General features: G+C 63.7%; 21 protein-coding genes. 11 read left to right on the plus strand and 10 right to left on the minus strand.

Annotated elements, in window-relative coordinates; all coding sequences use genetic code 11:
* Nucleotides 1-126: 126 nt before the first annotated feature.
* Nucleotides 127-1,884, plus strand: coding sequence for an ABC transporter ATP-binding protein (locus ACYG9R_RS07845; RefSeq protein ID WP_023823792.1), 1,758 nt, complete (start codon nucleotides 127-129; stop codon nucleotides 1,882-1,884).
* A gap of 68 nt (nucleotides 1,885-1,952) precedes the next feature.
* Here ACYG9R_RS07845 and ilvD read toward each other — a convergent pair whose 3' ends face one another.
* Nucleotides 1,953-3,797, minus strand: coding sequence for a dihydroxy-acid dehydratase (gene ilvD, locus ACYG9R_RS07850; RefSeq protein WP_023823793.1), 1,845 nt, complete (start codon nucleotides 3,795-3,797; stop codon nucleotides 1,953-1,955).
* Between the two features lie 268 nt (nucleotides 3,798-4,065).
* Here ilvD and ACYG9R_RS07855 point away from each other — a divergent pair, with 268 nt between their 5' ends.
* Nucleotides 4,066-4,536 carry a VOC family protein gene (locus ACYG9R_RS07855; RefSeq protein ID WP_023823794.1) on the plus strand — a complete coding sequence of 157 codons (471 nt, stop codon included), beginning with the start codon at nucleotides 4,066-4,068 and terminating at the stop codon, nucleotides 4,534-4,536.
* Nucleotides 4,537-4,714: 178 nt separating this feature from the next.
* Here ACYG9R_RS07855 and ACYG9R_RS07860 read toward each other — a convergent pair whose 3' ends face one another.
* Nucleotides 4,715-6,307, minus strand: a complete 1,593-nt coding sequence (locus ACYG9R_RS07860) for a peptide chain release factor 3 (RefSeq protein ID WP_023692644.1) — start codon at nucleotides 6,305-6,307, stop codon at nucleotides 4,715-4,717.
* A gap of 140 nt (nucleotides 6,308-6,447) precedes the next feature.
* Between ACYG9R_RS07860 and ACYG9R_RS07865 the strand changes: the two genes are divergently transcribed.
* Nucleotides 6,448-7,521 (plus strand): NAD(P)/FAD-dependent oxidoreductase, encoded by a 1,074-nt coding sequence (locus ACYG9R_RS07865; RefSeq protein ID WP_023823795.1) that lies wholly within the window; start codon nucleotides 6,448-6,450, stop codon nucleotides 7,519-7,521.
* Here the strand turns inward: ACYG9R_RS07865 and ACYG9R_RS07870 are convergent.
* The 3 genes from ACYG9R_RS07870 to ACYG9R_RS07880 form a co-directional block, all read right to left on the minus strand.
* Nucleotides 7,515-8,888 carry an amidase gene (locus ACYG9R_RS07870; RefSeq protein WP_023823796.1) on the minus strand — a complete coding sequence of 458 codons (1,374 nt, stop codon included), beginning with the start codon at nucleotides 8,886-8,888 and terminating at the stop codon, nucleotides 7,515-7,517. The two genes, ACYG9R_RS07865 and ACYG9R_RS07870, sit on opposite strands and share 7 nt — an antisense overlap.
* A gap of 293 nt (nucleotides 8,889-9,181) precedes the next feature.
* Nucleotides 9,182-9,976, minus strand: a complete 795-nt coding sequence (locus ACYG9R_RS07875) for a class II glutamine amidotransferase (protein WP_023823797.1) — start codon at nucleotides 9,974-9,976, stop codon at nucleotides 9,182-9,184.
* 15 nt (nucleotides 9,977-9,991) lie between these two features.
* Nucleotides 9,992-10,246, minus strand: coding sequence for a DUF6356 family protein (locus ACYG9R_RS07880; RefSeq protein WP_031199307.1), 255 nt, complete (start codon nucleotides 10,244-10,246; stop codon nucleotides 9,992-9,994).
* 114 nt (nucleotides 10,247-10,360) lie between these two features.
* On the opposite strand from ACYG9R_RS07880, the gene ACYG9R_RS07885 reads away from it, so the two are divergent.
* From ACYG9R_RS07885 to ACYG9R_RS07910, 6 genes are all read left to right on the plus strand, one after another.
* Entirely contained in the window at nucleotides 10,361-10,831 is a 471-nt protein-coding gene (locus ACYG9R_RS07885; RefSeq protein ID WP_023690042.1) for an Lrp/AsnC family transcriptional regulator, read from the plus strand.
* Nucleotides 10,832-10,916: 85 nt separating this feature from the next.
* A complete protein-coding gene (gene dut / locus ACYG9R_RS07890; RefSeq protein WP_023698959.1) occupies nucleotides 10,917-11,402 on the plus strand; it encodes a dUTP diphosphatase in 486 nt (161 codons plus the stop codon).
* Complete coding sequence (locus tag ACYG9R_RS07895; protein ID WP_023725825.1) at nucleotides 11,403-12,062, plus strand: HAD family hydrolase; 660 nt, start codon at nucleotides 11,403-11,405, stop codon at nucleotides 12,060-12,062.
* A 176-nt stretch (nucleotides 12,063-12,238) separates the two neighbouring features.
* Nucleotides 12,239-13,057, plus strand: a complete 819-nt coding sequence (locus ACYG9R_RS07900) for a hypothetical protein (RefSeq protein ID WP_245260047.1) — start codon at nucleotides 12,239-12,241, stop codon at nucleotides 13,055-13,057.
* A gap of 77 nt (nucleotides 13,058-13,134) precedes the next feature.
* A complete protein-coding gene (locus ACYG9R_RS07905) occupies nucleotides 13,135-13,938 on the plus strand; it encodes an isocitrate lyase/PEP mutase family protein (protein ID WP_023732504.1) in 804 nt (267 codons plus the stop codon).
* Nucleotides 13,939-13,951: 13 nt separating this feature from the next.
* Nucleotides 13,952-14,950 (plus strand): proline racemase family protein, encoded by a 999-nt coding sequence (locus ACYG9R_RS07910; RefSeq protein ID WP_023743199.1) that lies wholly within the window; start codon nucleotides 13,952-13,954, stop codon nucleotides 14,948-14,950.
* Nucleotides 14,951-14,955: 5 nt separating this feature from the next.
* Here the strand turns inward: ACYG9R_RS07910 and ACYG9R_RS07915 are convergent, their stop codons facing one another.
* Complete coding sequence (locus tag ACYG9R_RS07915; RefSeq protein ID WP_023692652.1) at nucleotides 14,956-15,657, minus strand: sulfate transporter family protein; 702 nt, start codon at nucleotides 15,655-15,657, stop codon at nucleotides 14,956-14,958.
* Nucleotides 15,658-15,855: 198 nt separating this feature from the next.
* Nucleotides 15,856-16,758, minus strand: a complete 903-nt coding sequence (locus ACYG9R_RS07920; RefSeq protein ID WP_023690035.1) for a DMT family transporter — start codon at nucleotides 16,756-16,758, stop codon at nucleotides 15,856-15,858.
* A gap of 215 nt (nucleotides 16,759-16,973) precedes the next feature.
* Here ACYG9R_RS07920 and ACYG9R_RS07925 point away from each other — a divergent pair, with 215 nt between their 5' ends.
* Entirely contained in the window at nucleotides 16,974-17,966 is a 993-nt protein-coding gene (locus ACYG9R_RS07925) for an adenosine kinase (RefSeq protein WP_023823800.1), read from the plus strand.
* Nucleotides 17,967-18,037: 71 nt separating this feature from the next.
* Here the strand turns inward: ACYG9R_RS07925 and ACYG9R_RS07930 are convergent, their stop codons facing one another.
* The 3 genes from ACYG9R_RS07930 to ACYG9R_RS07940 all read right to left on the minus strand — a co-directional run bounded on the left by ACYG9R_RS07930 (nucleotide 18,038) and on the right by ACYG9R_RS07940 (nucleotide 22,840).
* Complete coding sequence (locus ACYG9R_RS07930; RefSeq protein WP_023823801.1) at nucleotides 18,038-19,111, minus strand: GGDEF domain-containing protein; 1,074 nt, start codon at nucleotides 19,109-19,111, stop codon at nucleotides 18,038-18,040.
* Nucleotides 19,112-19,235: 124 nt separating this feature from the next.
* On the minus strand, nucleotides 19,236-21,515 hold the full coding sequence (locus tag ACYG9R_RS07935) for an NADP-dependent malic enzyme (protein WP_023823802.1): 2,280 nt from the start codon (nucleotides 21,513-21,515) through the stop codon (nucleotides 19,236-19,238).
* A 143-nt stretch (nucleotides 21,516-21,658) separates the two neighbouring features.
* The gene (locus tag ACYG9R_RS07940; protein WP_032886127.1) at nucleotides 21,659-22,840 is read right to left on the minus strand and encodes a glycosyltransferase family protein; all 1,182 of its coding nucleotides are present in this window, start codon (nucleotides 22,838-22,840) and stop codon (nucleotides 21,659-21,661) included.
* Nucleotides 22,841-23,005: 165 nt separating this feature from the next.
* On the opposite strand from ACYG9R_RS07940, the gene mutS reads away from it, so the two are divergent.
* A complete protein-coding gene (gene mutS, locus ACYG9R_RS07945; RefSeq protein WP_023823804.1) occupies nucleotides 23,006-25,735 on the plus strand; it encodes a DNA mismatch repair protein MutS in 2,730 nt (909 codons plus the stop codon).
* The last annotated feature ends 41 nt before the right edge of the window (nucleotides 25,736-25,776 follow it).

Below are 25,776 nucleotides of genomic sequence, written 5' to 3' on the forward strand. Positions count from 1 at the left end.
CACCGTGCCGCAGCCGATTGTCTCCGCGACAGCGAAAGGTTCCATCCGGCCACAACTCGCTCTATAAGCCGCCTTTCGCCCCGGTGGCGAATCCGAAATTCGTCAGTCAGGCATGGGATCGGCCATTTGTTTCGCTTCTTCCGTTCGACGGAAAACCAGCGCCTTATCGCAAGGCTTTTGCGGGAATCCTTTCACGCACATAGATTTGGCTACGCTGCGGCCATTCTGTCGATGCTGGTGGTGGCGGCAACGACAGCAGCCAGCGCCTATATGCTGCGCGAAATCACCAATGAATTCGTGGTTTACAAGAGGATTGGGCAGGTCAATCTGATCGCGGCGGCGACCGGAGCGATTTTCATTCTCAAGGGCTTCGCAAACTTCATCCAGGCCTACTTCATGAGCAGGGTCGGCAATGCCATCATCGCAGACCGGCAGCGCAAGATCTATGACAGCATTCTGGCACAAGGCATCGAATTCTATCATTCGACCTCTTCGTCCGAACTGATTTCGCGCATGACGAACAATGCCCAGGCCGCGCGCAGCGTGCTCGACCAAATCGTCACGTCCTATGTTCGCGACCTGGTGACGCTGGCTGCGCTGGTGGGTGTGATGGTCTGGCAGCAGCCGGCGCTGTCCCTCATCTGTCTGGTGATCGGGCCGATCGCCATTTACGGCGTCAATCGTATCCTCAAGCGCGTCCGAAAAATTGCCTCGCAAGAATTCCGTTCGCTCGGCCAGATCGTGCAGGTGATGCAGGAAACGGCGATCGGCGTGCGCGTCGTCAAATCCTTCGGTCTCGAAGGCGCCATGCGCGAGCGCATGTACAAGGCCGTGTCGGACGTGGAGAGCCGCGCCAACAACATCGCCACGCTGGAGGCCGCCACCAGCCCGGTGATGGAAACGCTTGCGGGGCTGGCCATCGCTGGCGCCGTTTTTGTCAGCGGCTTCCTGGTTCTGGGCGGCGGCGGTCAGATGCCGGGCAACATCATGGCCTTCATCGCGGCGCTGCTGTTGGCCTATGAGCCGGCCAAGCGCCTGGCCCGCGTACGCATCTCGCTTGAAACCGGCATTGTCGGCGTGCGCATGATGTTCCAGCTCGCCGACCGGCCGCTGACGCTGGCCGAAAAGCCGGATGCAAAGCCGCTGCGGGCCGGGCCGGGCGAGATCCATTTCGACAATGTCAGCTTCGCCTACCCCGAAAGCGCGCCGGTGTTCGAGGGACTGGACCTGACGCTTGCCGCAGGCAAAATGACGGCGCTCGTCGGACCCTCGGGCAGCGGCAAGTCGACCATCCTCAACCTGATCATGCGCATGTACGACCCGCAGGTCGGCAAGGTGATGTTCGATGGCCAGGACATTTCTTGTGCCACGCTCACCTCGGTCAGGGAAAAGATCGCGTATGTCAGCCAGGACACGTTCCTGTTTGCCGGCACGATCATGCACAACATCAGGCTCGGGCGCGAGGGCGCCACCGACGAAGAAGTAATGGCCGCCGCAAGGGCCGCCAATGCACATGACTTCATCAGCGCCCAGGCGAAAGGCTACGACACGGATGTCGGCGAGAATGGCGCGCTGCTGTCAGGCGGCCAGCGCCAGCGCATCTCGATCGCACGCGCCATGCTGCGCAATGCCGAAATCCTGCTTCTGGACGAGGCGACCAGCGCGCTCGACGCCGAATCCGAGGCGCTTTTCCGCGACGCGCTGCAGCAGCTGACGGTCGGGCGCACCACCATCGTCATTGCCCACCGCCTGTCGACCGTGCACCAGGCCGACACGATCGTGGTGCTGGAGGCCGGCAAGGTGGTGGAAAGCGGCGCGCATCGCACGCTGCTCAACCAGGGCGGGCTGTATCAGAAGCTTTATGAGTATCAGCTGATGCCGTGAGCTTTACCCTCCCCCTTGTGGGGAGGGTCGCTGCGCAGCAGCGGGGTGGGGGTCGGCGCCGCCCCCCCTCACTCCGGCACGTGCCGCACCGCGCCCTTGTCGGCGCTGGTGGCGAAGGCGGCGTAAGCGCGCAGCGCGGTCGTCACCTTGCGTTTGCGCTTTTCCTCGGGCTTCCAGGCCATGGCGCCCTTTGCCTCCATGGCCGCGCGGCGCGCGTCGAGTTCAGCGTCGCTGACAGCAAGCCGGATCGTGCGGTTGGGGATGTCGATCTCGATCGTATCGCCTTCCTGCACCAGTCCGATCGTGCCGCCTTCCGCTGCTTCGGGCGAGGCATGGCCGATCGACAGGCCTGATGTGCCGCCGGAGAAGCGGCCGTCGGTGACCAGCGCGCAGGCTTTGCCGAGGCCTTTCGACTTCAGATAGCTCGTGGGATACAGCATTTCCTGCATGCCGGGACCGCCGCGCGGTCCTTCATAGCGGATGACGACAACATCGCCGGCCTTGATCTCGTTGGACAGGATCGCCTTGACGGAGGCGTCCTGGCTTTCGAACACGCGGGCCGGGCCGGTGAACTTCAGGATCGATTCATCGACGCCCGCGGTCTTCACGATGCAGCCGTCGAGCGCCAGATTGCCTTTCAGCACGGCGAGGCCGCCGTCTTTCGAGAACGGCGTCTTGGCTGAGCGGATGACGCCCTTCTCGCGGTCGAGATCGAGCTCGTCCCAGCGGCGGTCCTGGCTGAAGGCGACCTGCGTCGGCACGCCCCCCGGAGCGGCGAGGAAGAAATCGCGGACGCTCTGGCTCAACGTGCGGGAAATGTCCCAATGGTCGAGCGCTTCGGCAAGGCTCGCCGTATGCACCGTGGGCAGGTCGCGATTGAGCAGCCCGGCATTGTCGAGCTGGCCAAGGATGGCCATGATGCCGCCGGCGCGGTGGACGTCTTCCATATGCACGTCGGACTTGGCCGGTGCGACCTTGCATAGCACCGGAACCCGCCGTGACAGCCGGTCGATGTCTTCCATGGTGAAGTCGACTTCGCCCTCGTGCGCGGCGGCCAGGATATGCAGCACGGTGTTGGTCGAGCCTCCCATGGCGATGTCGAGCGTCATGGCGTTCTCGAAGGCGCCCTTGGAGGCGATGCTGCGCGGCAGTGCGGACTCATCATCCTGCTCGTAGTAGCGCTGGGCGAGATCGACGATGAGATGGCCGGCCTCGACGAACAGCCGCTTGCGGTCGGCGTGGGTTGCCAGGGTCGAGCCGTTGCCGGGTAGCGACAGGCCGAGCGCCTCGGTCAGGCAATTCATCGAATTGGCGGTGAACATGCCGGAGCACGAGCCGCAGGTCGGGCAGGCCGAGCGTTCGATGACCTTGACGTCCTCGTCGGAGATCTTGTCGTCGGCGGCGGCAACCATGGCGTCGACCAGGTCGAGCGCCTGTGTCTTGCCGGCGAGCACCACCTTGCCGGCTTCCATCGGCCCCCCGGAGACGAAGACGCTTGGGATATTGAGGCGCAAGGAGGCCATCAGCATGCCGGGCGTGATCTTGTCGCAATTGGAGATGCAGACCATGGCATCGGCGCAATGCGCGTTGACCATATACTCGACCGAATCCGCGATCAGCTCGCGCGACGGCAGCGAATAGAGCATGCCGTCATGGCCCATGGCGATGCCGTCATCAACGGCGATGGTGTTGAACTCCTTGGCGACGCCGCCGGCCTTCTCGATCTCGCGCGCCACCAGTTGGCCAAGGTCCTTCAGATGCACATGGCCGGGCACGAACTGGGTGAAGGAATTGACCACCGCGATGATCGGCTTGCCGAAGTCCGAATCCTTCATGCCGGTGGCGCGCCACAGGCCGCGGGCGCCGGCCATGTTGCGGCCGTGGGTGGTGGTGCGGGAGCGATAGGCAGGCATGAATTTTCCTTGGCTGGCTGGCTGCGCTCAACGCGGAGCGTGGCGGCGCTTAATTTGGACCGCAGGGTTTATAGACCGGCAAGTATGGTCTGGCCACATTTTTGCAATGCGCCAGAGTCTCGCTGAAATCAGGGTTTCGAAAAAGATTGCCGGCCAGTGTCGGATCGCTAGCCCGGCATCCGTCCTTGGACGACGGCAAGGGAATGGCACCATTTCTATACGTCAGCAGCTTCACCTGTAACCGCAACCAAACACCGAGGAGCATGACATGCAAAAGATCACCACCTGCCTGTGGTTCGATGGCCAGGCCGAAGAGGCGATGAATTTCTACGTCTCCATCTTCAAGAATTCGAAGGTGCTGAGCGTGCTGCGTTGGCCCGAAGGCCATGCCGATGCCGGCAAGGCGCTGGTGACCACGTTCGAACTCGACGGCGTGCAGTTCCAGGCACTCAACGGCGGACCGCAATTCAAGTTCAACGAGGCGATGTCACAGTCGATCGACTGCAAGACCCAGGAAGAGGTCGATTATTTCTGGGACAAGCTCATCGAAGGCGGCGGCGAACCGTCGCAATGCAGCTGGCTGAAGGACAAGTTCGGCGTCTCCTGGCAAGTCGTGCCGGAGCAGCTGCCGCGCCTGCTTCTGGATCCGGACCGGGCCAAGGCCGGGCGGGTGATGTCGGCGATGATGCAGATGAGCAAGATCGATATTGCCAAGATCGAGGAAGCTGCGAAGGGGTGAGAAGCGACCGCGTAGCGGACGAAAAGCCAATTGCTTTGCTTTTCGAGCTTCGAACGCCCTGAGCCATGCGAACGGCCGGCGCGCGTTGGAGCCAATTGACCCTTCAACGTCGGCGCTGCCCCTCATCCGCCCTTCGGGCACCTTCTCCGCGTAAACGGGCAGAAGGAAAAGGGGCGCCTTACGCCGCCTTGTCGCGGACCTGGTAGTCCTTGATGGTAGCGAAGCGGATGGCTTTCCAGCGTTCGGCTTCGTAGTTCAGCGAGAAGGCGTGCTGGGCCAGAAACACCGGATCGTTGTCGAGGTCGCGGGCGATATCGCCGCGATGCGCCTCAATGAAGCGAAGCGTCTCGGCCTTGTCGTCGGCGGAGATCCAGCGGCAGACCGAGAAGCGCGACATTTCGAATTCGACCGGCAGCGTGTATTCGAAATTCAGCCTTTCCTTCAAGACGTCGAGCTGCAGCGCGCCGACAACGCCGACGATGGCCGGCGAGCCGTCTTCCGGCGAAAACAGCTGCACGACGCCTTCCTCGGCCATCTGGTGCAGCGCTTCCTTGAGTTTTTTCGCCTTCATCGCGTCGCCGAGGCGCACACGGCGCAGGATTTCCGGCGCGAAGTTGGGTACGCCGCGGAACAGTATCTCCTCGCCTTCGGTCAGCGTATCGCCGATACGCAGCGTGCCGTGGTTGGGAATGCCGACGACATCGCCGGCAAACGCTTCGTCGGCGGTGACGCGAGTGCGAGCGAAGAAGAATTGCGGCGCCGACAGGCTCATCGGCTTGCCGGTGCGCACCAGCTTGGCCTTCATGCCGCGCTCGAGCTTGCCCGAGCAGACGCGCACGAAAGCGATGCGGTCGCGGTGGTTGGGGTCCATATTGGCCTGGATCTTGAACACGAAGGAGGTCATCTTCTCCTCCGTCGCCTCGACCTTGCGGGTGTCGGCCTCCTGCGCGCGCGGCGGCGGGCCGAAGGCGCCGAGCGCCTCGATCAGGTCGCGCACGCCGTAATTGCGCAGCGCGGAGCCGAAATAGACCGGTGTCAGATGGCCTTCGCGGAACGCGTCAATATCAAGAGGTCGGCAGGCCTCGCGCGCGAGTTCCAGCTCCTCGATGAAGGCTTCGCGCTCGTTTTCCGGCAGCAGGCCGGCGACGCGGTTGGAGTCGGGGCCGTTGACCGGTGTGCGGTCTTTCTCGGCATCGCCCCTGCGCACAGCGTTGAGCGCCAGGTGGTAGGTGCCGGCAAAAGTCTTGCCGCGGCCGATCGGCCAGGTGATGGGGGCAGTGTCCAGCGCCAGCTTCTGCTCGATCTCGTCCAAAATCTCGAAGGGGTCGCGGCTTTCGCGGTCCATCTTGTTGATGAAGGTGATGATGGGGATATCGCGCAGCCGGCAGACCTCGAACAGCTTCAGCGTGCGCGGCTCGATGCCCTTGGCGGCGTCGATGACCATGACGGCCGAGTCCACCGCCGACAGCGTGCGGTAGGTGTCGTCGGCAAAATCCTCGTGGCCGGGCGTATCGAGCAGGTTGAAGACATTGTCCTCGTATTCGAAGGTCATCACCGAAGTGACGACCGAAATGCCGCGCTCGCGCTCGATCTTCATCCAGTCGGACCGGGTCTGGATGCGGTCCTTCTTGGCCTTGACCTCGCCGGCAAGCTGGATGGCGCCGCCGAACAGCAGCAGCTTTTCGGTGAGCGTCGTCTTGCCGGCGTCGGGGTGGGCGATGATCGCGAAAGTGCGGCGGCGCGATACCGCCTGTTCGATGTCTTCAGCCAATTTCTGGAATCCTGTCTGTGGCGCGGGCTTCTAGCAGCGCATTGCCAGCCTGTCGACCGTTTCGGGCCGGCAGGCCTCGACCGCCCTTGAGCTTAACCCGCTGCGGTGGCATCAGAGGAGCCCATTTTGAGAGGTCCGGTATGAGCAGCGCTAAAGAAGTCATCGTCATCGGCGCCGGCATTATCGGGGCGTCCATCGCCTGGCACCTGACCAAGGCCGGGGCGCGGGTGTCGGTGGTTTCGGAGAGCGGTGCGGGCGGTATCGCCACACCCAATTCCTTTGCCTGGATCAATGCCAGCTGGGGCAGTCCCGAAATCTATTTTCGGCTGCGCATCCGTGCGATGGCCGAATGGAAGCGGCTGGCAAACGAGCTGCCCGGCCTGCCGCTCGCCTGGTGCGGCGGGCTGTGCTGGGATCTGCCGGCCGACAGGCTCGAAGCCTACGCGGCTGAGCATGCTTCCTGGGGTTACGGCATCGAACGCGTCGACGCCGGGCGGGCAGCGCAAATCGAGCCCAATCTCGTCGAACCGCCTGAATTCGCGGTTAATGTCGCGGAGGAAGGCGTGGCCGAACCGGTTGCGGCGGCCAAGGCGCTGCTGGCCGATGCAGAACGGCGCGGCGCGCGCATTCTTTCCAGTTCTGTAACCGCGATTGTCCAGACAGATGGCAGGATTAGCGGTGTCGATACATCGCATGGGCTGATGGCAGCCGACGAGGTGGTGATCGCAGCCGGTGTCGGGGCACCCGATATTGCCGCTACCGCCGGCATCAAGCTGCCGATCGAGACGCCGCCCGGTCTGATCGTCCACTCGCAGCCCTACAAGAAGCTCCTCAACGGGCTGGTGCATGCCGAAAAGCTGCATATGCGCCAGACGGCGGAGGGCCGCATCATCGCCGGCTCGGATTTCGCGGGGAGCGATCCCGGTGAGAATCCCGACGCCACGGCGCGCGAGCTGTTTGCAGCAATGAAGGCGGCCTTGCGCGGCGCCGACGAACTGGAATTCGATTTCCACACGGTTGGCTACCGGCCGACGCCGATCGACGGCTTTCCGATCATAGGCCGCGCCGAGGGCGCCGACGGCCTCTATGTCGCCGTCATGCATTCCGGCATCACGCTGGCGCCGGCGGTCGGGCTGTTCGCCACGCGCGAAATTCTCGACGGCGAGCGTGATCCGCTGCTGACGCCTTATGGGTTGGGTCGGTTTGCTCAGTAGCCCGGCGGACGCTTGAAGCCGCCGGTGAACGCTTCGATTGCCTTCCCGATGCCAAGCAGGCGCGATTCCGACCAGCGCTTGCCGACCAGTTGCAGGCCGATGGGCAGGCCGTCGCGGTCTTGCCCGCAGGTCAGCGAGAGTGCCGGATGGCCGGAATAATTGAAGACCGCGCCATAGGCCGGTAGCATCCAATAGCTTAGCTCCTTGCCGTCGACTTCGATCGGCGTGCCGGGCTCACAATGCGCGAAGGCCGTGGTCATGGCGACCGGGCACAGCAAGGCATCGCAGGTTTCGAAGAACCTGTCCCAGGCCAGGATGGAGCGGTCGCGGCGAGCGAGCGCCTCGAACCAATTGGTGATCGGCGTTGGCTGCTCCGGTGGTTCGGGCTGCGCTGCCTCCAACATCATGCCGATCAGATCGCCGCCCTGCTCCAGATCGTCATGCAGATCGATCTCAGGCAAGTTCGCTTCTTCCACAATCACCCCTGCTGATTGCAACCGCTTGGCCAGGATTTCGACTGCGGCAGCGATTTTGCCAGCCACCGGAAAGCCGGGAAAGGACGGCGCGGCGGCGATGCGCAATGTCTTGAGGTCGAGCCTGGGCATGGCCTCTAAATGCACCGGCGCGAGGTCGGTGTCTGCTCCGTCCGGGCCGGCGATGATTTTGTAGATCAGCGCAAGATCGTCCACGCTGCGCGCCAGCGGGCCGAGGCAGGACATCAACCGCACGCTTCGCGCCGCGCCGTTCGGATCGGGGAAGGCGCCGGCCAGCGACACGCGGTGCTCGGTCGGTTTCAACCCGTAGACACCGCAAAAAGCCGACGGCAGGCGGATCGAATCCTGCATGTCGGTTCCGACATCGAACGGCGTCATGCCGGTCGCCACCGCTGCCGCGGCGCCACCGCTGGACCCGCCTGACGTGCGCGAGCGGTTCCACGGATTGCTGGTGCGACCGAACAGCGGGTTGTCCGACTGCCAGTCGCCCAGCATGGTCGCGACATTGGTTTTGCCTATCAGGACGCCGCCTGCGGCTTTCAATCGGGAGACGACCGGGCTGTCCGATTTTGCCGTATGGTTGGCGAAAGGCGGGAAACCGACCGTGGTCTCCATGTCGGCCGTTTCGTGCGTATCCTTCAGGGTGAAGGGCACGCCATGCAGCGGGCCGAGCGCATCGCCATGCGCCAATGCCACGTCGGCGTTTTCAGCGCGCTCACGGGCGCCTTCGCGGTCGAGATTGACGATGGCGTTGACGGCCTCGTTGTGTCGGTCGATTTGGACCAGATGGGCGTCCAGAGCTTCGACGGCGGAGATCTTTCGCGCCGCGATTGCGGCGGCGAGATCGATGGTCGAGGAAAAGGCGAGGTCCATGATTGCTCCGGCTGCTGCCAAACGTATCGCGGTTTAAAACCAAGTTCAGCATTCGGAGATCATCGGCGCTTGATCAAAATTGCGCTTGCCGGTCGGTTGAGGTTGGCGCTCTACGGCGCCCCCCTCTGTCCTGCCGGACATCTCCCCCACTTTGGGGGGCGATTGGCAGCTTTGGCTTCGGCGCCCCTTTTCCTGCGTTGAAAATTGGCGAAGGCCGCCGTGACCTCCAATCTCCCCCCTCGTGGGGAGGGCAGGACAGAGGGGGGCGCGAAGAATGCGGCCTAGACTAGGGCCTAGACGACCAGTGCCAGCCTTGCCACAGCCGGCACGAACGGCCGAATGCTCATCCCATCACCCGTAATGGTCACAAAACTCGCCGGCGGGATGGCCTGCCATTCCCCGCCCTCGCGATCGAAAGGCTCCGACACGATGCAACGGCCGGCATTGCGCACCGACGTGTACAGCGTCGGCGCGTGGGCGTCGCTGGCGTAGCGCACGGCATAGAGCGCCTGCCCATCCGAGAACGCTGCGGTCAGTTTCACGGCTGGCTCCAGACCGGCGTGGCGTGACGCCTCTAGAACCCGAGCGGTGGCGCGCGATACTGCCCCTTGCGGGTCGCCAGCAAGACCCTCATCGATCATCAGCAGGAAAAACAATTCGGAATCGGTGGTGCCCTCGCGCTGGTCGAAGACGGCGTCGCAGAGCGAGTTCTCCAGCGCGCGGCGGATCTTTTCGAAGCCGCCGATCTGGCCATTGTGCATGAACGACCAGCTGCCGGAGATGAAGGGATGGCAGTTCATGCGGCTGGTGGCGCCGCCGGTCGACGCCCTGACATGGGCGAGGAACAGGCCGGATTTGATCTGCCGGCACAGGCTTTTCAGATTGGGATCCGACCAGGCCGGCAGGATGTCGCGGTAGAGGCCGGGCTCGGGCCGGTCGCCATACCAGGCAAGGCCGAAACCGTCGCCATTGGTCGGCGACTTGGCTTCCTGGGCGCAATGGCTCTGGGCAATCAGCGAGTGGCAAGGCGCGGTGACGACGTCTTCGAGGAAGACCGCTTCACCCAGATAGGCCGCCCATCGGCACATCGCTTCTAACCAATCCTAGGCGCGATCCAAGAGAGCCTGGGGCTCCTTGAACGCGTGCGAGCCTCTGTTGTGCGTCCGCTCGTAGAGTTCGCGAACGATTCGGCTTGCCGCAGTTTCGAAGAGAAACGGCAAGAAAGCGTGAACGAGTGCCGCACCAGCGGCCATCAGGAGGCGCGAGCAGAACCAGGCGGCAAAGGCCATATGGCTGAAATAGGTCTCGCCCACCTTGGCCGGGTGAGAGGTGAACAGCTTCGAAAACAGCGTCGTCATGGTGATCCCTCCTGCCGGGATAAGCCCCGATGTGGGTATCCTGCCACGGGGTAAAGGTTCATCGGTCTCAATTTGTCCTTGTCTAACGCCGTGGTTCGGGACATTCATCCCAACATGGCGCTTGAATTCGATGAAATCGACCGAAGATTGCTGGCCGAGCTGCAACGCGACGGCACACTGTCGGTCGATCAGCTCTCCGAAAAAGTGTCGCTGTCGCGCAACGCCTGCTGGCGCCGCGTCAAGCGGCTTGAAGAGGACGGCGTCATCACCGGACGGGTGGCGCTGGTCGATGCCGACAAGCTCGGGCTCGGGCTCTCGGTGTTCATCCTGATCCGCACCTCCAATCATGACCCGGACTGGCTGCAGAAGTTCCGTGCGGCGGTGACTGGTTTTCCCGAGATCACCGGGGTCTATCGCATGTCCGGCGATCTCGACTACGTGCTGCGCGCCCGCGTCGCTGACATGAAGGCCTATGACCGGCTCTATCAGCGGCTGATCGCCAAGGTGGCGCTGTCGGACGTTTCCGCCTCCTTCGTCATGGAGGAGATCAAGGAGACGACCGTCGTTCCGGTGGAATTGCGCTAGGTCACACTGACGCCTGAAAGAAAGCCGTTGATAGGCCTGCGGACGAGTTGACCGAATCGCCGTTCGCGCCGATAGGATCGATTTTATGCGCGCAGCCTTCCAAAATTCCTCCGTCATTGGTCCCACTGTCGGCTTCGTCAGGTTGCCGCATGGAGATGGACTTCCTCTTCCCGCCTATGAAAGCACCGGCGCCGCCGGCATGGATCTGCGCGCCGCGGTGCCGGAAGACCGGCCGCTGCTGATCCTGCCTGGCAAGCGCGCCTTGGTGCCGACCGGTCTGATCCTGGAAATTCCCGAAGGAATGGAAGGCCAGGTGCGGCCGCGCTCCGGCCTTGCCTTCAAGCATGGGCTGACCGTCCTCAATTCACCAGGCACGGTCGACAGCGACTATCGCGGCGAGGTTAAGGTGCTGCTGGTCAACCTCGGCGACGAGGATTTCGCGGTGACGCGCGGCATGCGCATTGCCCAGATCGTCTTTGCCGCGGTGACGCAGGTGACGGTTGAGGAGCGCTCGCTGGCCGGCGCCACGACGCGCGGCGCGGGCGGGTTCGGATCGACCGGCACCGCCTGAATGAGCATACCGAAACTGGTCATCTTCGACTGCGACGGAATCCTGGTCGACACCGAGAACCTTGCCAACCGGCGGCTTGCCGAGTGGTTTGTTGCCGCCGGTTATCCCACCACATTCGAATATTGCCGCAAATATTTTTCCGGCCGCAGCATGGCTTCGGTGCAGAAGGAAATCGAAGAGACGACCACGGTGCGGCTCGGCGCCGATTTCGTCGATCGCTGGAATGCCGGCCTGCCCGATCTGTTTGCGCATGGGGTCGAGGCGATCCCCTATGTGCGCGACTTCATCGAGGCGGTTCGCGCGGCCGGCATTCCCTATTGCGTCGCCACTTCTGCGCGTATCTCGAAGATGCACATCACGCTCGGCCAGACCGGGCTACTGCCGCTGTTCGAGCATGCCATGTTCTCTTCGACCATGGTCAGCCGCGGCAAGCCGTTCCCGGACCTGTTCCTGCATGCGGCAAAGACCATGGGTTTTGCGCCGGCCGACTGCATCGTCATCGAGGACAGCGTTGCCGGCACGCAGGCCGGCATTGCCGCCGGCATGCGTGTCTATTCCTATCATGGCGATCCCTATTCCGACCGCGATGGCCTGGCCGGCGCTGGCGGCGTCCTGTTCGACGACATGCGCGAACTTGCCGGGCTGGTGCCGATCCACTGAAGCTGTGTTAGGTTCCGCGCGGCCAGCCTGAGGCACCCATGCCAACGAACCTGCTTCGCTCCATCCTAAAGCGTTTCACCGTTTCATGGAAACGGCGAACCGCTCTATCTTTTTGTTTTGTCGCAATTTCCGGCCGGAAAACCGCACACACTTTTCCTGAAATTGCTCTAGCGCTTGTGCTGCTGCCGTGGCTTTGGACCGCAGCCAGCGCGCAAGCCGTCAGCTTCCCGGAATTCGGCAGCGCCATCCCCGATCACATGGATGTGACCTATCTGGACCTCGCAAGGATGGTCATTCCCGGCCTCGCAGGTGACAGCAACGGTTTCTACCGGGGTGGATTGCCGATCGAGATGCGCCACATCGAGGGACCGGATGGCGGCGGTTCGCCGCCTGAGACATCGGGCCTCTCCAACGCCGGCGTGCTCGCCATCAAGGCCGGGGGTAAGGACCGGCTGGCGATGCTCTACGACCTCGGCGACTCCCCCGACAGCGCCGAAGGCTATGCCGTGCTGGCGCTCTACGACATCACAGACAGGCCGAAGCTGCTCGACGTCGTCAATGTCGCGCTCGACCGCGGCACCTATTTCCGTGAACCGGGCAAGCTTTCCGTTGGGCCGAACGACGACATCGTGATCACCATGAGCGCGCATTTCAATTCAAGCCAAAACTACGCGATCACGCCGCTGATCATGGTGCGCGACGACAAATTCCAACTGATCGACATGATTTCCACCTTCGATGAGAACCTGTGCGCCTACAGCCGCAAGCAGGATGTTGCTTTCCAGACGATCGCTGACGGACAGCCTTATGCCGCGGTCAAAGTGACGGTGACCGACGCCACGGTGCTCAACGGCGAGAGCTGCGACGACCAGCCGCCCAAGCCTGAAGCCCACACAATTTCCGTTACCTATCATTGGGACAAGAAGACGTTGCACTACGTCAAGGATTCCGATGCGCTGGACAAATTGGCAGGAGAGAACGCCAAACGCTTCTGAGCCAACCGCATTTGTTTGCCCGGTGCATTGCTGCACGATAGAATCTGCCGGCATTTCCGCATCTGAAGGGAGCACTCATGGACAAGGGCAAGATCTTTCGCGACCTGCACGCCTCGACCTTCGTCATGCCCAACCCCTGGGATGTCGGCACGACCAAGCTCCTGGCCTCCTTCGGCTTCAAGGCGCTGGCGACGACCAGCGCCGGTTTTGCCTTCTCGCGCGGCCTGCCCGATGGCGCAGTGACCTTCGAGGCGATGATCCACCATTGCCGCGAGCTGACGGCGGCGACCAGTCTGCCGGTGTCGGCCGATCTCGAGAAAGGCAAGGGCGACAGCGCGACGAGTGCCGCCGAGACGGTTTTTGCGGCCGAAGCGGCAGGTCTCGCCGGCTGCTCGATCGAGGACCATACCGGCGATCCCGACAAGCCCATCTATGAGTTTTCACACGCCGTCGAGCGCGTTGCAGCTGCTGCTGAGGCCGCACGGGCGCTCAAGCATGATTTCGTCTTCACCGCACGGGCCGAGAATTTCCTTTGGGGCAAACCGGATCTCGACGACACGATCAAGCGGCTGCAGGCCTTCGAAAAGGCCGGCGCCGATGTGCTCTATGCGCCCGGCCTCAAAGATGTCGAGACCATCCGGAACATCTGCTCGGCGGTGAGCAGGCCGGTCAATGTCATGGCACTCCCGGCCTTCACCATCGCCGACCTTGCCATGGCCGGGGTCAAGCGCATCTCGCTCGGTCCGTGGCTGACCAATTTCGCCTTCGGCATGCTGGAAACCGCGGCGCGCGAGATCCAGCAGGACGGCACGTTCGGCTTCACCCGGGCCGCCATCCCGTTCGGCAAATTGCAGGCGCTGTTTTCCAAATCCTCAGGCTAGGGGGTCCCGGCGCATGACGCTCACCGTCGTCGACATGCACACCGGCGGCGAGCCGCTCAGGATCGTCACCGGCGGCTATCCAGACATTCCCAAAGGCACGATCCTGGAAAAGCGCGCCTATGTGCGCGACCACCTCGACCATTTGCGCAAGCTGCTGATCTTCGAGCCGCGCGGCCACTACGACATGTATGGCGCGCTGCTGGTGGAGCCCGACCTGCCCGGCGCCGAGCTGGCCGTGCTGTTCATGCACAACGAGGGCTATTCGACGATGTGCGGCCACGCCATCATTGCGCTTGGCCGCTACGCCGTCGACGAAGGCCTGGTGGCGAAACAGGAGCCAATCACCATGGTCAACATCGAGGCGCCGTGCGGCTTGGTCGTCGCTTCGGTGGAGGTCAAGGACGGCAAAGCGGGATCGGTGTCGTTCGAAAGCGTGCCGGCCTTTCTGTTTGCCCATGACCAACAAATCGAATTGGGGGGATACGGCAAGATTGCGTTCGACATCGCCTATGGCGGCGCCTTCTACGCGCTGGCCGACTGCCATCAATTCGGCCTGGAGTTCGGCCGCAGCCGGGTGCGCGATTTCGTCGACGCGGCAACCGCGCTGACCGAGCGGCTGAAGGCGGCGTTCCCTCTATCGCATCCCGACCATGCCGATCTCGCTTTCCTCTACGGCACCATCCTCACCGATGGACACGATGCGTTCTCCGGCGAGGCAACAAAAAACATCTGCGTCTTTGCCGATGCCGAGGTCGACCGCTCGCCGACCGGCTCCGGCGTCACCGCGCGGCTGGCGGCAATGCATGCCAAGGGTGAGATCAACCCTGGTCAGGAGCGGTCCTTCGAAAGCATCGCCGGCTCGCGCTTTTCCGGAGCGGTGGCGCGCACGACCATGGCCGGCCCGCATGATGCGATCATCGCCCGCGTCGGCGGCCGCGCCTACTATTCGGGCCGGGCGGAATTCACCGTCGAGCCGGATGACGAATTGGGACGCGGTTTTCTTCTGCGTTGATAGGCCTATCGCCCGGCGCTCTCCCGCGCGCCGACCGCCTTGTGCAGATGCACCATCATGGCGGCGGCAAAGAGCGGCGTCAGCAGGTTGAGCAGGGGCACGGCGAGGAAGGCAGCGATGAGCAGCCCGGCCAGAAAGACGGTGCCGGCATATTTCCGGCGCAACGCCCTCGCCTCATCTTCCGGGCGGAAGCGCATGGCGGCGAATTCGAAGAATTCACGTCCGAGCAGATAGCCGTTGACGATGAAGAAGGCGGCGATGTTGACGCCTGGAACCAACAGAAGGAGCAAGGCGACGATGTTGCCCAGGATGACGACGCCGAAGAATTTCACCGACAACACGAGCGAGCGCAGCGCCGGCATGGCGCGTCCGACGGGATCGGCCGGATAGTCGGTGCGCTCGACCACTTCGGCGATGTCGTCGAGAAACAGGCCCGCCACGATTGCCGTCACCGGCGCGATCAGCAGCGCCATCCCGAAGGCAAGAGCGATGGCCGCGATAATGCCGCCCAGCCATCCGGCCCAGGACGGCAGGCCGGGCAACAAGGAGTGAACCCATGGCAGCGCCAGCCAATCGACAAGCCCGGTCAAGACGAACCACAAGGCGACCAGCGCCAGGACGGTCAAGCCCAGCGTCTTCAGGAAAACCGCGCGGAATTCGGGAGAAAACAGCCGGCTGAAGGCGGCGCGGGCAGCGTTGGAGATCACGGCGTTTCCACCCCCAGGAACAAACGGACATCTCCGACATAGGCGGAGACCCTATCAGCCGCAAGCCTGCTGGAGCGGGCGCAATTCCGGACGGGAACTAGAGCATGATCCCAAAAAGTGGGTACCGGTTTTTGGAAAAGATCATGCTCCAACAAAGGGTTAGATCATGATGAGATTTCAACCAAATCTCATCACGATCTAGCGCGCCAGCGCCCGGGAGCGGGCGGGGATGGTCATTGCCGCAACGCCGGCGACGACGCAGCCCATGCCCCAGAAAGCTGTCGGCCCAAGGCTCTCGCCGAGGAACACGACGCCGATGCCGACGCCGATCGGCACGCGCAGATAGGCCTGCGACGTCGTGCCGACCGAACCAAGCGTGTGGATTAGGCGGAAAAAGATGCAGAAGGCCAGCGCCGTGGAGAACACCGACAATGCCAACAAGGCCAGTATCGACGCCATTGAAGGCGACAGGGTCCACGGGCGGTCGAAGGCCAGGCTCAAGGGGACGAGGATGACTGCGCCGCACAGCATCGAGCCGGCGGCCGGCAGCATCGGGTCGAGTCCCCTAAAGCCGCGGCCGAAAATGGCGGCGCCGGCATAGCAGACCGTGGCGGCAATGACGGCAAGCTGCGCCCACAATTGATGGCCGAGCCCGCCAAGCGCCTGGGTGCCGACGATCAGGCAAATACCGGCGATGCCGGCACCGACGCCGAACAGCTTGCGTGCGGTCACGGATTCGTGGCGGGTGATCAGCGCGGTCAGCAGAAAGGTGAAGATCGGCGAGGTCGCGTTGAGAATGGTGGCCAGGCCGGCATCGATGGAACGCTCGGCGGCGGCGATCAGCGTGAACGGCACGACGCTGTTGAGGCAGGCCTGGACCATGAACCGCCACAAGGTCGCGCTGTCCTTGGGCATGGCGAGGCCGCGCCAGCGGATCAGCGCGAGCAGGATGGCGCCGGCAATCAAGGTGCGGGCAGCGATGAAGGATATCGGCGGGATCGTCTCGACACCGATCTTGATGAAGGTATAGGACGCGCCCCACAGGGCGGCCAGCACGCCAAGCAGCGCCAGTTCGGTGGTCATGTCGGTCTTTGCTTGCATGCGGGTGCTTCCAGCGCTTGATTTGAGGCCAAGCTTGTAGGCGACCCGGCGGTCAGATGCTTCGGCCACGGTCGAACTGTGATGGAGCCTCGTCCCAGGCGCGCGCGCCGGCTTGGGCCGGCAAAGGATGGAAATCGGTTGCCATTTTTCGGGGTGATGCTGTAGACCCGCCCGGGCGCGGCAGAAAGCCGGCAGGTTCCGAGGCGGAGACATTGATGCCGGATTTTGACGTGCTTTGCATCGGCAATGCCATTGTCGACATCATCGCCCAGTGCGACGACGCTTTTCTCGAGACCAACGGCATCATCAAGGGTGCGATGAACCTCATCGACACCAAGCGCGCCGAGCTGCTCTACAGCCGCATGGGGCCGGCGATCGAGGCCTCGGGCGGCAGCGCCGGCAACACGGCGGCGGGCGTCGCCAGCTTCGGCGGCCGCGCCGCCTTCTTCGGCAAGGTGTCGAACGATCCGCTCGGCGAAATCTACGCCCATGACATCCATGCCCAGGGCGTTGCCTTCGACACCAGGCCGCTTGAGGGACAGCCGCCGACGGCGCGCTCGATGATATTCGTCACCCCCGATGGCGAGCGTTCGATGAACACCTATCTCGGCGCCTGCGTCGAACTCGGCCCGGAAGACGTCGAGGCCGACAAGGCATCCGGCGCCAAGGTTACCTATTTCGAGGGCTATCTGTGGGATCCGCCGCGCGCCAAGGAGGCGATCCGGCAGACGGCGAAGCTCGCACACGAGGCCGGGCGCGAAGTGTCGATGACGTTGTCGGATTCGTTCTGCGTCGACCGCTACCGGGACGAGTTCCTCGAGCTGATGCGCTCGGGCACTGTCGACATCGTCTTTGCCAACAGCCACGAGATCAAGTCGCTCTACCAGACAAAATCCTTCGACGAGGCGCTGGCGGCTATCCGCAAAGACTGCAAGATTGCCGCCGTCACCCGCTCCGAAAAAGGCTCGGTGATCGTGCGTGGCGACGAGACCGTCACCATTCAGGCGACGACGATCCGCGAACTGGTCGACACCACCGGCGCCGGCGACCTCTACGCCGCCGGCTTCCTCTACGGCTACACGACCGGACGCAGCCTGCAGGATTGCGGTGATCTCGGCTCGCTGGCAGCCGGGCTGGTGATCCAGCAGCTCGGGCCACGGCCGCGGCAAAACCTGCGCAGCGCGGCCCAATTGGCGGGGTTGCTGTAGGGCCGTCTTTCGGCGCGCAGCGCCGAGCCAGATGAGGGGTTCCCGCCGGATCAGGCTGTCCGGCGCTCCGCTCAGGCGGTGCGGCGAAGGTCGTCGGACGTAGGCCCGGGTTCCAAAGCCCCGGCGGTGACCAGCCGGTTGCGGCCGCTCTTTTTGCCGATGTACATCAGTCGGTCGGCGAGCGTTATCAGCGCCTCCGAATCGGACGCTTCCGCCGGGTAGATGGCGACGCCAACGGTGCAACCAACATGGATGGCTCCATTCGGCGTCGGCACCTTGATCCGCAGCTTTTCCAGGATACGTTCGGCGACGCCCACGGCCTTCTGTCGGGCCCGGCTAGCCTCTCCTGAAAACAGGAATGCGAACTCGTCTCCACCGAGCCGCGCCACGAAATCAGCGCTGCGCAGGATGGTGCGAAGCTGACCCGCCACCTCATGCAGCAGCGCGTCGCCGGCCTCGTGGCCGAGCGTGTCGTTGACCTTCTTGAACCTATCGAGGTCGATGAACAGCAGGCCGGCCGCCTGGCCGGTGCTGTCGCAGCGGTCGATCACCGACCTCAGCTCGTTGTGAAAGGCGCGCCGGTTGGGCAGGCCGGTCAATGCATCGTGGTTGGCCGAGTGGTCGCTGTGCTGCTTGGCCAGCTCGATCTCGCGCTTTTGTACGGAGAGTTCCTCATTGGCGGCCTTGAGTTCGAGCAGCAGCTCGGCGTTGAGATCCTCGACGACCTTGCGGTCGCTGATGTCGACGACGAAACCTTCGAGGAATTCCAGTTCGCCGGCACCATCCCAGACGCCGCCGCCGATCTCGCGGACCCAGAGCGGCTCGCCGACCTGCGGCACGATGCGGTAGTCGACGTTCCAGTTGCAGCGCGCCTCGAGCGCGGTATCGACGGCGGCATAGACGGCAGCGAGATCATCCGGGTGGATGGCCGAGACATAGTCGCGCACGGCATTTTGAATGAAGTCGCTCGGCCGATAACCGCTGACGGTGAAAATGCCGTCGCTGATGTAGAGCATGGTGTAGGACGCATCGTTGCGGCAACGGTAGAGATAACCGTCCATGCGGCCGGTGATGCTCAGCAGCGCATCCAGGCGCTCGTCGTGATAGACCCCCTGGCCGACCACAGATGCCGTGTCATGCTTCATGGCCGCACCCCCGTTTTGGCGGTCTGAGCGCGCCGCCAATGCCATAAGGCCATAGGGGGCGAGAACGTTCCCTATAGCAGCCGAATATTATCAATCTCTTATGGGTTGGCGATTTTGCCGCCAATCAGGCTCCCGCGCTATAGGCCGCGATCGCAGCCATGTTGACGATGTCCGAATCCTTGGCGTTGAGCGAGACGATCTGGACCGGCTTGTTCAGCCCGACCAGCAGCGGGCCGATGACGGTCGAGCCGCCGAGTTCCTGCAGCATCTTGGTCGAGATCGAGGCCGAGTGGAACGCCGGCATGATCAGCACATTGGCCGGGCCGGTCAGGCGAATGAATGGATACTGGGCCATGGCGCGGGCATTGAGCGCCACGTCGGCGGCCATCTCGCCATCATATTCGAAATCGACGCGGCGCTTGTCGAGGATGCGTACCGCTTCCTGGACGCGTTCCGAGCGCTCGCCCTGCGGGTGGCCGAAAGTCGAATAGGCCAGCATGGCGAGCCTCGGCTCGTAGCCCATGCGGCGGGCGAAGCCCGCCGCCTCCTCGGCGATATCGGCGATCTGCTCGGCATTGGGCATATCGTGCACGGCGGTGTCGGCGACGAGCACGGTCTTGCCCCGGGCGAGCACGATCGAGACGCCGATGACGCGGTGGCCGGGCTTGGCGTCGATGACGCGGCGGATATCGTCAAGCGCCGTGGAATAGTTGCGAGTGACGCCGGTGACGATGCCGTCGGCATCGCCCAGCGCCACCATGCAGGCAGCGAAATGGTTGCGGTCGTTGTTGATCAGCCGCTGGCAGTCGCGGAACAGGAAGCCTTTGCGCTGCATGCGCTCGTAGAGATAATCGGTATAGATGCCGTTGCGGCGCGACAGCCTGGCATTGATGATCTCGATGCCTTGCTTGTTGAGGTCGATGCCGGCGTGCCTGGCGTTTTCCTTGATGACATCGTCGCGGCCGAGCAGGATCGCGGTGCCGAGCTTCTGGTTCACATAGGAGACGGCGGCGCGCATCACCTGTTCTTCCTCGCCCTCGGCAAAGACGATGCGCTTGGGCTGGCGGCGGACGCGATCGTAGATGCGCTGCAAGGTCGAGGCTATCGGGTCGCGGCGGGCCGACAGCTCCTGCGCGTAGCGGTCGAGGTCGAGGATAGGCTTGCGGGCGACGCCCGACTCCATCGCCGCCTTGGCCACCGCGAGCGGGATGGCCGAGATCAGGCGCGGGTCGAACGGCACCGGGATGATGTAGTTCGGGCCGAATTTCGGCCGATTGCCCTGATAGGCGGCGGCGACATCGTCGGGCACGTCCTTGCGCGCCAGTTCGGCCAGAGCGCGCGCGGCAGCGATCTTCATGTCGTCATTGATGGTGGTGGCCCTGACATCCAGCGCACCGCGGAAGATGTAGGGGAAGCCCAGCACATTGTTGACCTGGTTCGGATAGTCGGAACGCCCGGTGGCCATGATGGCATCGGTGCGGATCTCGGCCACTTCCTCGGGCGTGATCTCCGGGTCGGGGTTGGCCATGGCGAAGATGATCGGGTTCTTGGCCATCGACTGCACCATCTTGGTGGTCAACGCACCCTTGGCCGACAGGCCGAGGAAGACATCGGCGCCGTCGAGCGCCTCGGCCAGGCTGCGCGTGTCGGTCTTGACCGCATGCGCCGACTTCCACTGGTTCATGCCTTCGGTGCGACCCTGGTAGACGACGCCCTTGGTGTCGCACAGGATGATGTTGTCGGGGGCAAAGCCCATCGCCTTCATCAGTTCGATGCAGGCGATACCGGCCGCACCGGCGCCGTTGCAGACCATTTTCGTGGTCTTCATGTCGCGGCCGGTGATCTCCAGCGCGTTGATCAGCCCGGCGGCCGAGATGATGGCGGTGCCGTGCTGGTCGTCGTGGAAGACCGGGATGTCCATCAGTTCGCGCAGGCGCTGCTCGATGATGAAGCATTCCGGCGCCTTGATGTCTTCCAGGTTGATGCCGCCGAAGGACGGCCCGAGAAAGCGCACGCAATTGATGAACTCGTCGGCATCCTCGGTGTCGACTTCGAGGTCGATGGAGTCGACATCGGCGAAACGCTTGAACAGCACCGCCTTGCCTTCCATAACCGGCTTGGAGGCCAGCGCGCCGAGATTGCCGAGGCCGAGAATGGCGGTGCCGTTGGATATGACGGCGACCATGTTGCCGCGCGTCGTGTAGTCGAAAGCGCGGCTGGGGTCTTCGGCAATGGCCAGCACAGGAACCGCGACACCCGGCGAATAGGCGAGGCTCAGATCGCGCTGCGTCGCCATCGGCTTGGTGGCGACGATCTCCAGCTTGCCGGGGCGGCCCATGGCGTGGAATTCCAGCGCCTCCTCGGCGCTGACGGAGGGGCCGCTGTTTTCGGTTTTCTTGGCCATGATGCTTTTGATTTCCTCGCCGGTGCCGCACCCTTGAGACGGGTGCGTGTTTTTGAAACTTCTGAATCAAGGCTACACGCCACCGCTGTAAACCGCCAAGCAATCTTCACGCCCGCAGCGAAATCTCCCGAGGTCGAACGGCGTCACGTCGGCTCTGGCTCGCTGACGAAGGCAGCGATTTCGCGCACCGTTCCCCGACGCATCATGCCGTCTGTGCCGGGGAAAGGCCAAGTCTCGATGGGTGGCGCACGGCTTCCCTTGCGCCGCAGCAATGCAGTCAGGAACGCCATGAGTTCGATGCGCTGGGCGTGAACCTTCTCCAGCGTGCGGCGGCGGATGTGCTGACGCGGTATGGCACGATCTCGCAGCGTCTCGACGGCGCGGCGAATGGCAGCCGGTTCCGGATCGGCGACGATGCAATAATCCGGATCGAAATAGACGTCGCGACCGCCAAGGCTCGGCGTACTGACGATCGGCAGGCCGGCCATCAGATATTCCATCGAGGAGTACATCGCTCCTTCCACGGCCGACAGGCACAGCCCGACGGCGGCCTGGTTGTAGACGTGGTTGACCTGTTGCGCCGTCAGCTTGCCCGGCCAGCCGTCGACGAGCGGATTGGCGATCTGGTGCAGCAGCGATTGCGCCTGCAGTCGCCGGACAAAGGCGCGGGCGGCAACCGGCGGCAATTCGCCGATCGAATAGGTGATGTGGGCCAGCCGCTCTATGTCGAAGGCCAGGTGATGGCGTTTGATCGGCGAGATGCGGCCATTGTAGACGGCGTCGAATTCGACCGGCACGTCCGGCAGCGGCCGGAAGATATCCTCCGATACCATCAGATTGTGGTTGGAGAAGATGGCATTGCCGCCCGCAGCCGCGACGAGACGGCGCTCTTCCTCGGTGTTGCACAGGAAGATGATCTCGTGCAGCGGAAACCGGCCGGCGTACCAGGCGAGGTCGCGGCCCATCCGGGAGATGACCGCCGGCCGCTCCATGGTCCAGGTCTGCATCGTCAGGAAGGTGACGCGCCGTCCCGCCAGGCGCCGGCCAAGGGCCGCGAGCGGATAGAGCGGACGGGCTCCGCCAATCGGGACATAGAGCACCAGCGGGTCGCGGCTGAGCACATGCAGGGACATCTCGATGCCGTTATCGAGATCGGACAGCGGTCCCCGTGTCGGCAGAAGGAAGGGGACGCGCTTGCGCACTGTCCCCCTAAGCTTGCTTTTGGTGCGGTGGACGCGCCGCGCCGCCAACAGCAGCAGGCGCTCAAGCGCCGATCCAGCCGGACCGATCAGCTCTTCGAACGCCTCCTGTTTGTCCTGATCCATGCCGCTTATTCCCGCCATGGCGATCATAGGGTCTGGTTGGCGCCCGAAGCAACCAACGGCTTCACCCGGCGTAGAGGGAGCACAAGCCGCCGTCGAGGCCGGTCGTCCCCTGCTTTTCGAGCCGCCGGCATTAAACCCCGCACCCACATCTGCTAGCGTGCGGGCATGAACATGCACACTTCAGCAGAAACCGACGCCCCAGAGGTGACACCGCCTGCGCCCGTCGGCAGCGTCACGCCGATGATGGAGCAGTTTATCGAGATCAAGGCGGCGAACCCGGATTCTCTGCTGTTCTACCGCATGGGCGATTTCTACGAGCTGTTCTTCGACGACGCCGAAAAGGCGAGCAAGGCGCTGGGCATCGTCCTGACCAAGCGCGGCAAGCACCAGGGTAACGACATTCCGATGTGCGGCGTGCCGGTGCATGCGGCCGACGACTATCTGCAAAAGCTGATCGGCCAAGGTTTTCGCGTTGCCGTCTGCGAGCAGATCGAGGACCCGGCGGAAGCCAGGAAGCGCGGCGGCAAATCGGTCGTACGCCGTGACGTGGTGCGCCTGGTGACGCCAGGCACCATCACCGAGGATAAATTGCTGGCGCCGTCGGAATCGAGCTTCCTGATGGCGCTCGGGCGGGTGAAGGGCGGCAACAGCGGTGACGCCTTCGCCCTGGCCTGGATCGAGATCTCGACCGGCGTCTTCCGCGTCGCCGAAACCACGGCCGACCGCCTGCTGGCCGATGTCTTCCGCGTCGACCCGCGCGAGCTGATCGTCGCCGAGCCGGTGTTTTACGATCCCGAGCTGAAGCCGGTGTTCGACTTCATCGGCCGCGTCGCCAGCCCGCAGCCGCCGTCGCTTTTCGATTCGGCTTCGGCAGCGGGGCGGATCGCGCGCTTCTTCGAAGTGGCGACGCCGGACAGTTTCGGTGCCTTCTCGCGCGCCGAATTGTCGGCGATCTCGGGCGCCATCGCCTATGTCGAAAAGACGCAGAAGGCCGAGCGGCCGCCTTTGTCGCGTCCCGAACGCGAGGAGCAGGGCTCGACGCTGTTCATCGATCCTGCGACACGCGGCAATCTGGAACTGTTGCGCACGCTGTCGGGCAGCCGCGACGGCTCGCTGTTCAAGGCTATAGACCGCACGGTCACCGGCGGCGGCGCCAGGCTGCTCGCCGACCGGCTGATGGCGCCGCTAACCGATCCGGCGGCGATTGCTGCCCGGCTTGATTCGGTATCGTTCTTCCGCACCGAGACGCGGCTCTGCCAAGCTGTGCGGTCAAGCCTGAAGAGCGTCGCCGACATGCCGCGGGCGCTGTCGCGGTTGGCGCTCAACCGCGGCGGTCCTCGCGATCTCGGCGCGCTGCGTGCCGGCTTCGAAGCGGCGGCCACCATTGCCGAACTGTTCGGAACGACCGTCCTGCCCGCTGAGCTGACCGCGGCACTTGCCGCGATAAAGGCGCTGCCGCGCTCGCTGGCCGGGCATCTGACCCAGGCTCTTCGCGAGGAACTGCCGCTGCTCAGGCGCGACGGCGGCTTCGTGCGCGGCGGCTACCATGCCGAGCTCGACGAGATGCGGGCGCTGCGCGATGAGTCTCGCAAGGTGATCGCCGGGCTGGAGCGCTCGCTGATCGAGGAGACTGGCATCCGCTCGCTGAAGATCCGCCACAACAATGTGCTGGGCTATTACATCGAGGTGACCGCCAACCATCATTCGATCATGACCGGCAGCGATGGCGCCAAGGCACGCTTCATCCACCGCCAGACCATGGCCAATGCCATGCGTTTCACCACGACGGAACTTGCCGAACTCGAGACCAAAATCGCCAATGCCGCTGACCGGGCGCTGAGCATCGAGCTTGCCGCTTTCGATACGCTGACGGCTGAGGCGGTCGGCGAGGCGCAGAAGATCCGCGCCGGCGCCGATGCGCTCGCCGTGCTCGACGTGTCGGCGGCGCTCGCGCTGTTGTCGGAGAGCGAAGCCTGGTGCCGGCCGCTGGTCGATTCCAGCCTTGCCTTCGACATTTCGGGCGGGCGCCATCCTGTGGTGGAACAGGCGCTGCGGCGTTCGGGCGAAGGGCCGTTCGTCGCCAACGATTGCGATCTGTCGCCGCAAGACGGGGCCAAGGCCGGCGCGATCTGGCTGCTCACCGGTCCGAATATGGGCGGTAAGTCGACCTTCCTGCGGCAAAACGCACTGATCGCAATCCTCGCCCAAACCGGTTCCTTCGTGCCGGCGACATCGGCCCATATCGGCGTCGTCGACCGGTTGTTCTCGCGCGTCGGCGCCTCGGACGATCTGGCGCGTGGCCGCTCCACCTTTATGGTCGAGATGGTCGAGACGGCGGCGATCCTCAACCAGGCCGGTGAGCGGGCGCTGGTGATCCTCGACGAAATCGGCCGCGGCACCGCCACTTTCGATGGCCTGTCGATCGCCTGGGCGGCGGTCGAGTACCTGCACGAGAAGAACCGCTGCCGGGCGATCTTTGCCACCCATTTCCACGAGATGACGGCGCTGTCCGGCAAACTGCCGCGCCTTTCCAACGTCACCATGCGGGTCAAGGAATGGGAAGGCGACGTCGTCTTCCTGCACGAGGTCGGCAAGGGTGCCGCCGATCGCTCCTATGGCGTTCAGGTCGCTCGCCTTGCCGGTCTGCCGGAAGCGGTGGTCGGCCGCGCCAAAGAGGTGCTGCATCAGCTCGAGGAAGGCGATGTCTCCGGCAAGGCCAACCGACTGGTCGACGATCTGCCGCTGTTTTCGGTGGCAATGAAGCGGGAAGCGGCAAAGCCTGCGAAGAGCGACGCATTGGGCGCAGCGCTGGGTGAGATCAATCCAGACGAGATGACGCCGCGCGAGGCGCTGGAAGCACTCTACCGGCTGAAGGGGCTCGCGGGGAAAACCTAGTCCGATTTCAGCCTTGATCAATTGTACCGATTGGTACAATG

This window comes from Mesorhizobium sp. RSR565B (assembly GCF_054719465.1).

Bases quoted from the DNA above. Each gene is read 5' to 3' on its own strand.
- dut (WP_023698959.1), top strand. From the start codon at position 10,917: ATGCGCGCAGCCTTCCAAAATTCCTCCGTCATTGGTCCCACTGTCGGC.
- ACYG9R_RS07855 (WP_023823794.1), top strand. From the start codon at position 4,066: ATGCAAAAGATCACCACCTGCCTGTGGTTCGATGGCCAGGCCGAAGAG.
- ACYG9R_RS07910 (WP_023743199.1), top strand. From the start codon at position 13,952: ATGACGCTCACCGTCGTCGACATGCACACCGGCGGCGAGCCGCTCAGG.
- ACYG9R_RS07865 (WP_023823795.1), top strand. From the start codon at position 6,448: ATGAGCAGCGCTAAAGAAGTCATCGTCATCGGCGCCGGCATTATCGGG.
- ilvD (WP_023823793.1), bottom strand. From the start codon at position 3,797: ATGCCTGCCTATCGCTCCCGCACCACCACCCACGGCCGCAACATGGCC.
- ACYG9R_RS07885 (WP_023690042.1), top strand. From the start codon at position 10,361: ATGGCGCTTGAATTCGATGAAATCGACCGAAGATTGCTGGCCGAGCTG.
- ACYG9R_RS07920 (WP_023690035.1), bottom strand. From the start codon at position 16,758: ATGCAAGCAAAGACCGACATGACCACCGAACTGGCGCTGCTTGGCGTG.
- mutS (WP_023823804.1), top strand. From the start codon at position 23,006: ATGAACATGCACACTTCAGCAGAAACCGACGCCCCAGAGGTGACACCG.
- ACYG9R_RS07880 (WP_031199307.1), bottom strand. From the start codon at position 10,246: ATGACGACGCTGTTTTCGAAGCTGTTCACCTCTCACCCGGCCAAGGTG.
- ACYG9R_RS07895 (WP_023725825.1), top strand. From the start codon at position 11,403: ATGAGCATACCGAAACTGGTCATCTTCGACTGCGACGGAATCCTGGTC.
- ACYG9R_RS07875 (WP_023823797.1), bottom strand. From the start codon at position 9,976: ATGTGCCGATGGGCGGCCTATCTGGGTGAAGCGGTCTTCCTCGAAGAC.
- ACYG9R_RS07930 (WP_023823801.1), bottom strand. From the start codon at position 19,111: ATGAAGCATGACACGGCATCTGTGGTCGGCCAGGGGGTCTATCACGAC.
- ACYG9R_RS07935 (WP_023823802.1), bottom strand. From the start codon at position 21,515: ATGGCCAAGAAAACCGAAAACAGCGGCCCCTCCGTCAGCGCCGAGGAG.
- ACYG9R_RS07925 (WP_023823800.1), top strand. From the start codon at position 16,974: ATGCCGGATTTTGACGTGCTTTGCATCGGCAATGCCATTGTCGACATC.
- ACYG9R_RS07905 (WP_023732504.1), top strand. From the start codon at position 13,135: ATGGACAAGGGCAAGATCTTTCGCGACCTGCACGCCTCGACCTTCGTC.
- ACYG9R_RS07940 (WP_032886127.1), bottom strand. From the start codon at position 22,840: ATGGATCAGGACAAACAGGAGGCGTTCGAAGAGCTGATCGGTCCGGCT.
- ACYG9R_RS07870 (WP_023823796.1), bottom strand. From the start codon at position 8,888: ATGGACCTCGCCTTTTCCTCGACCATCGATCTCGCCGCCGCAATCGCG.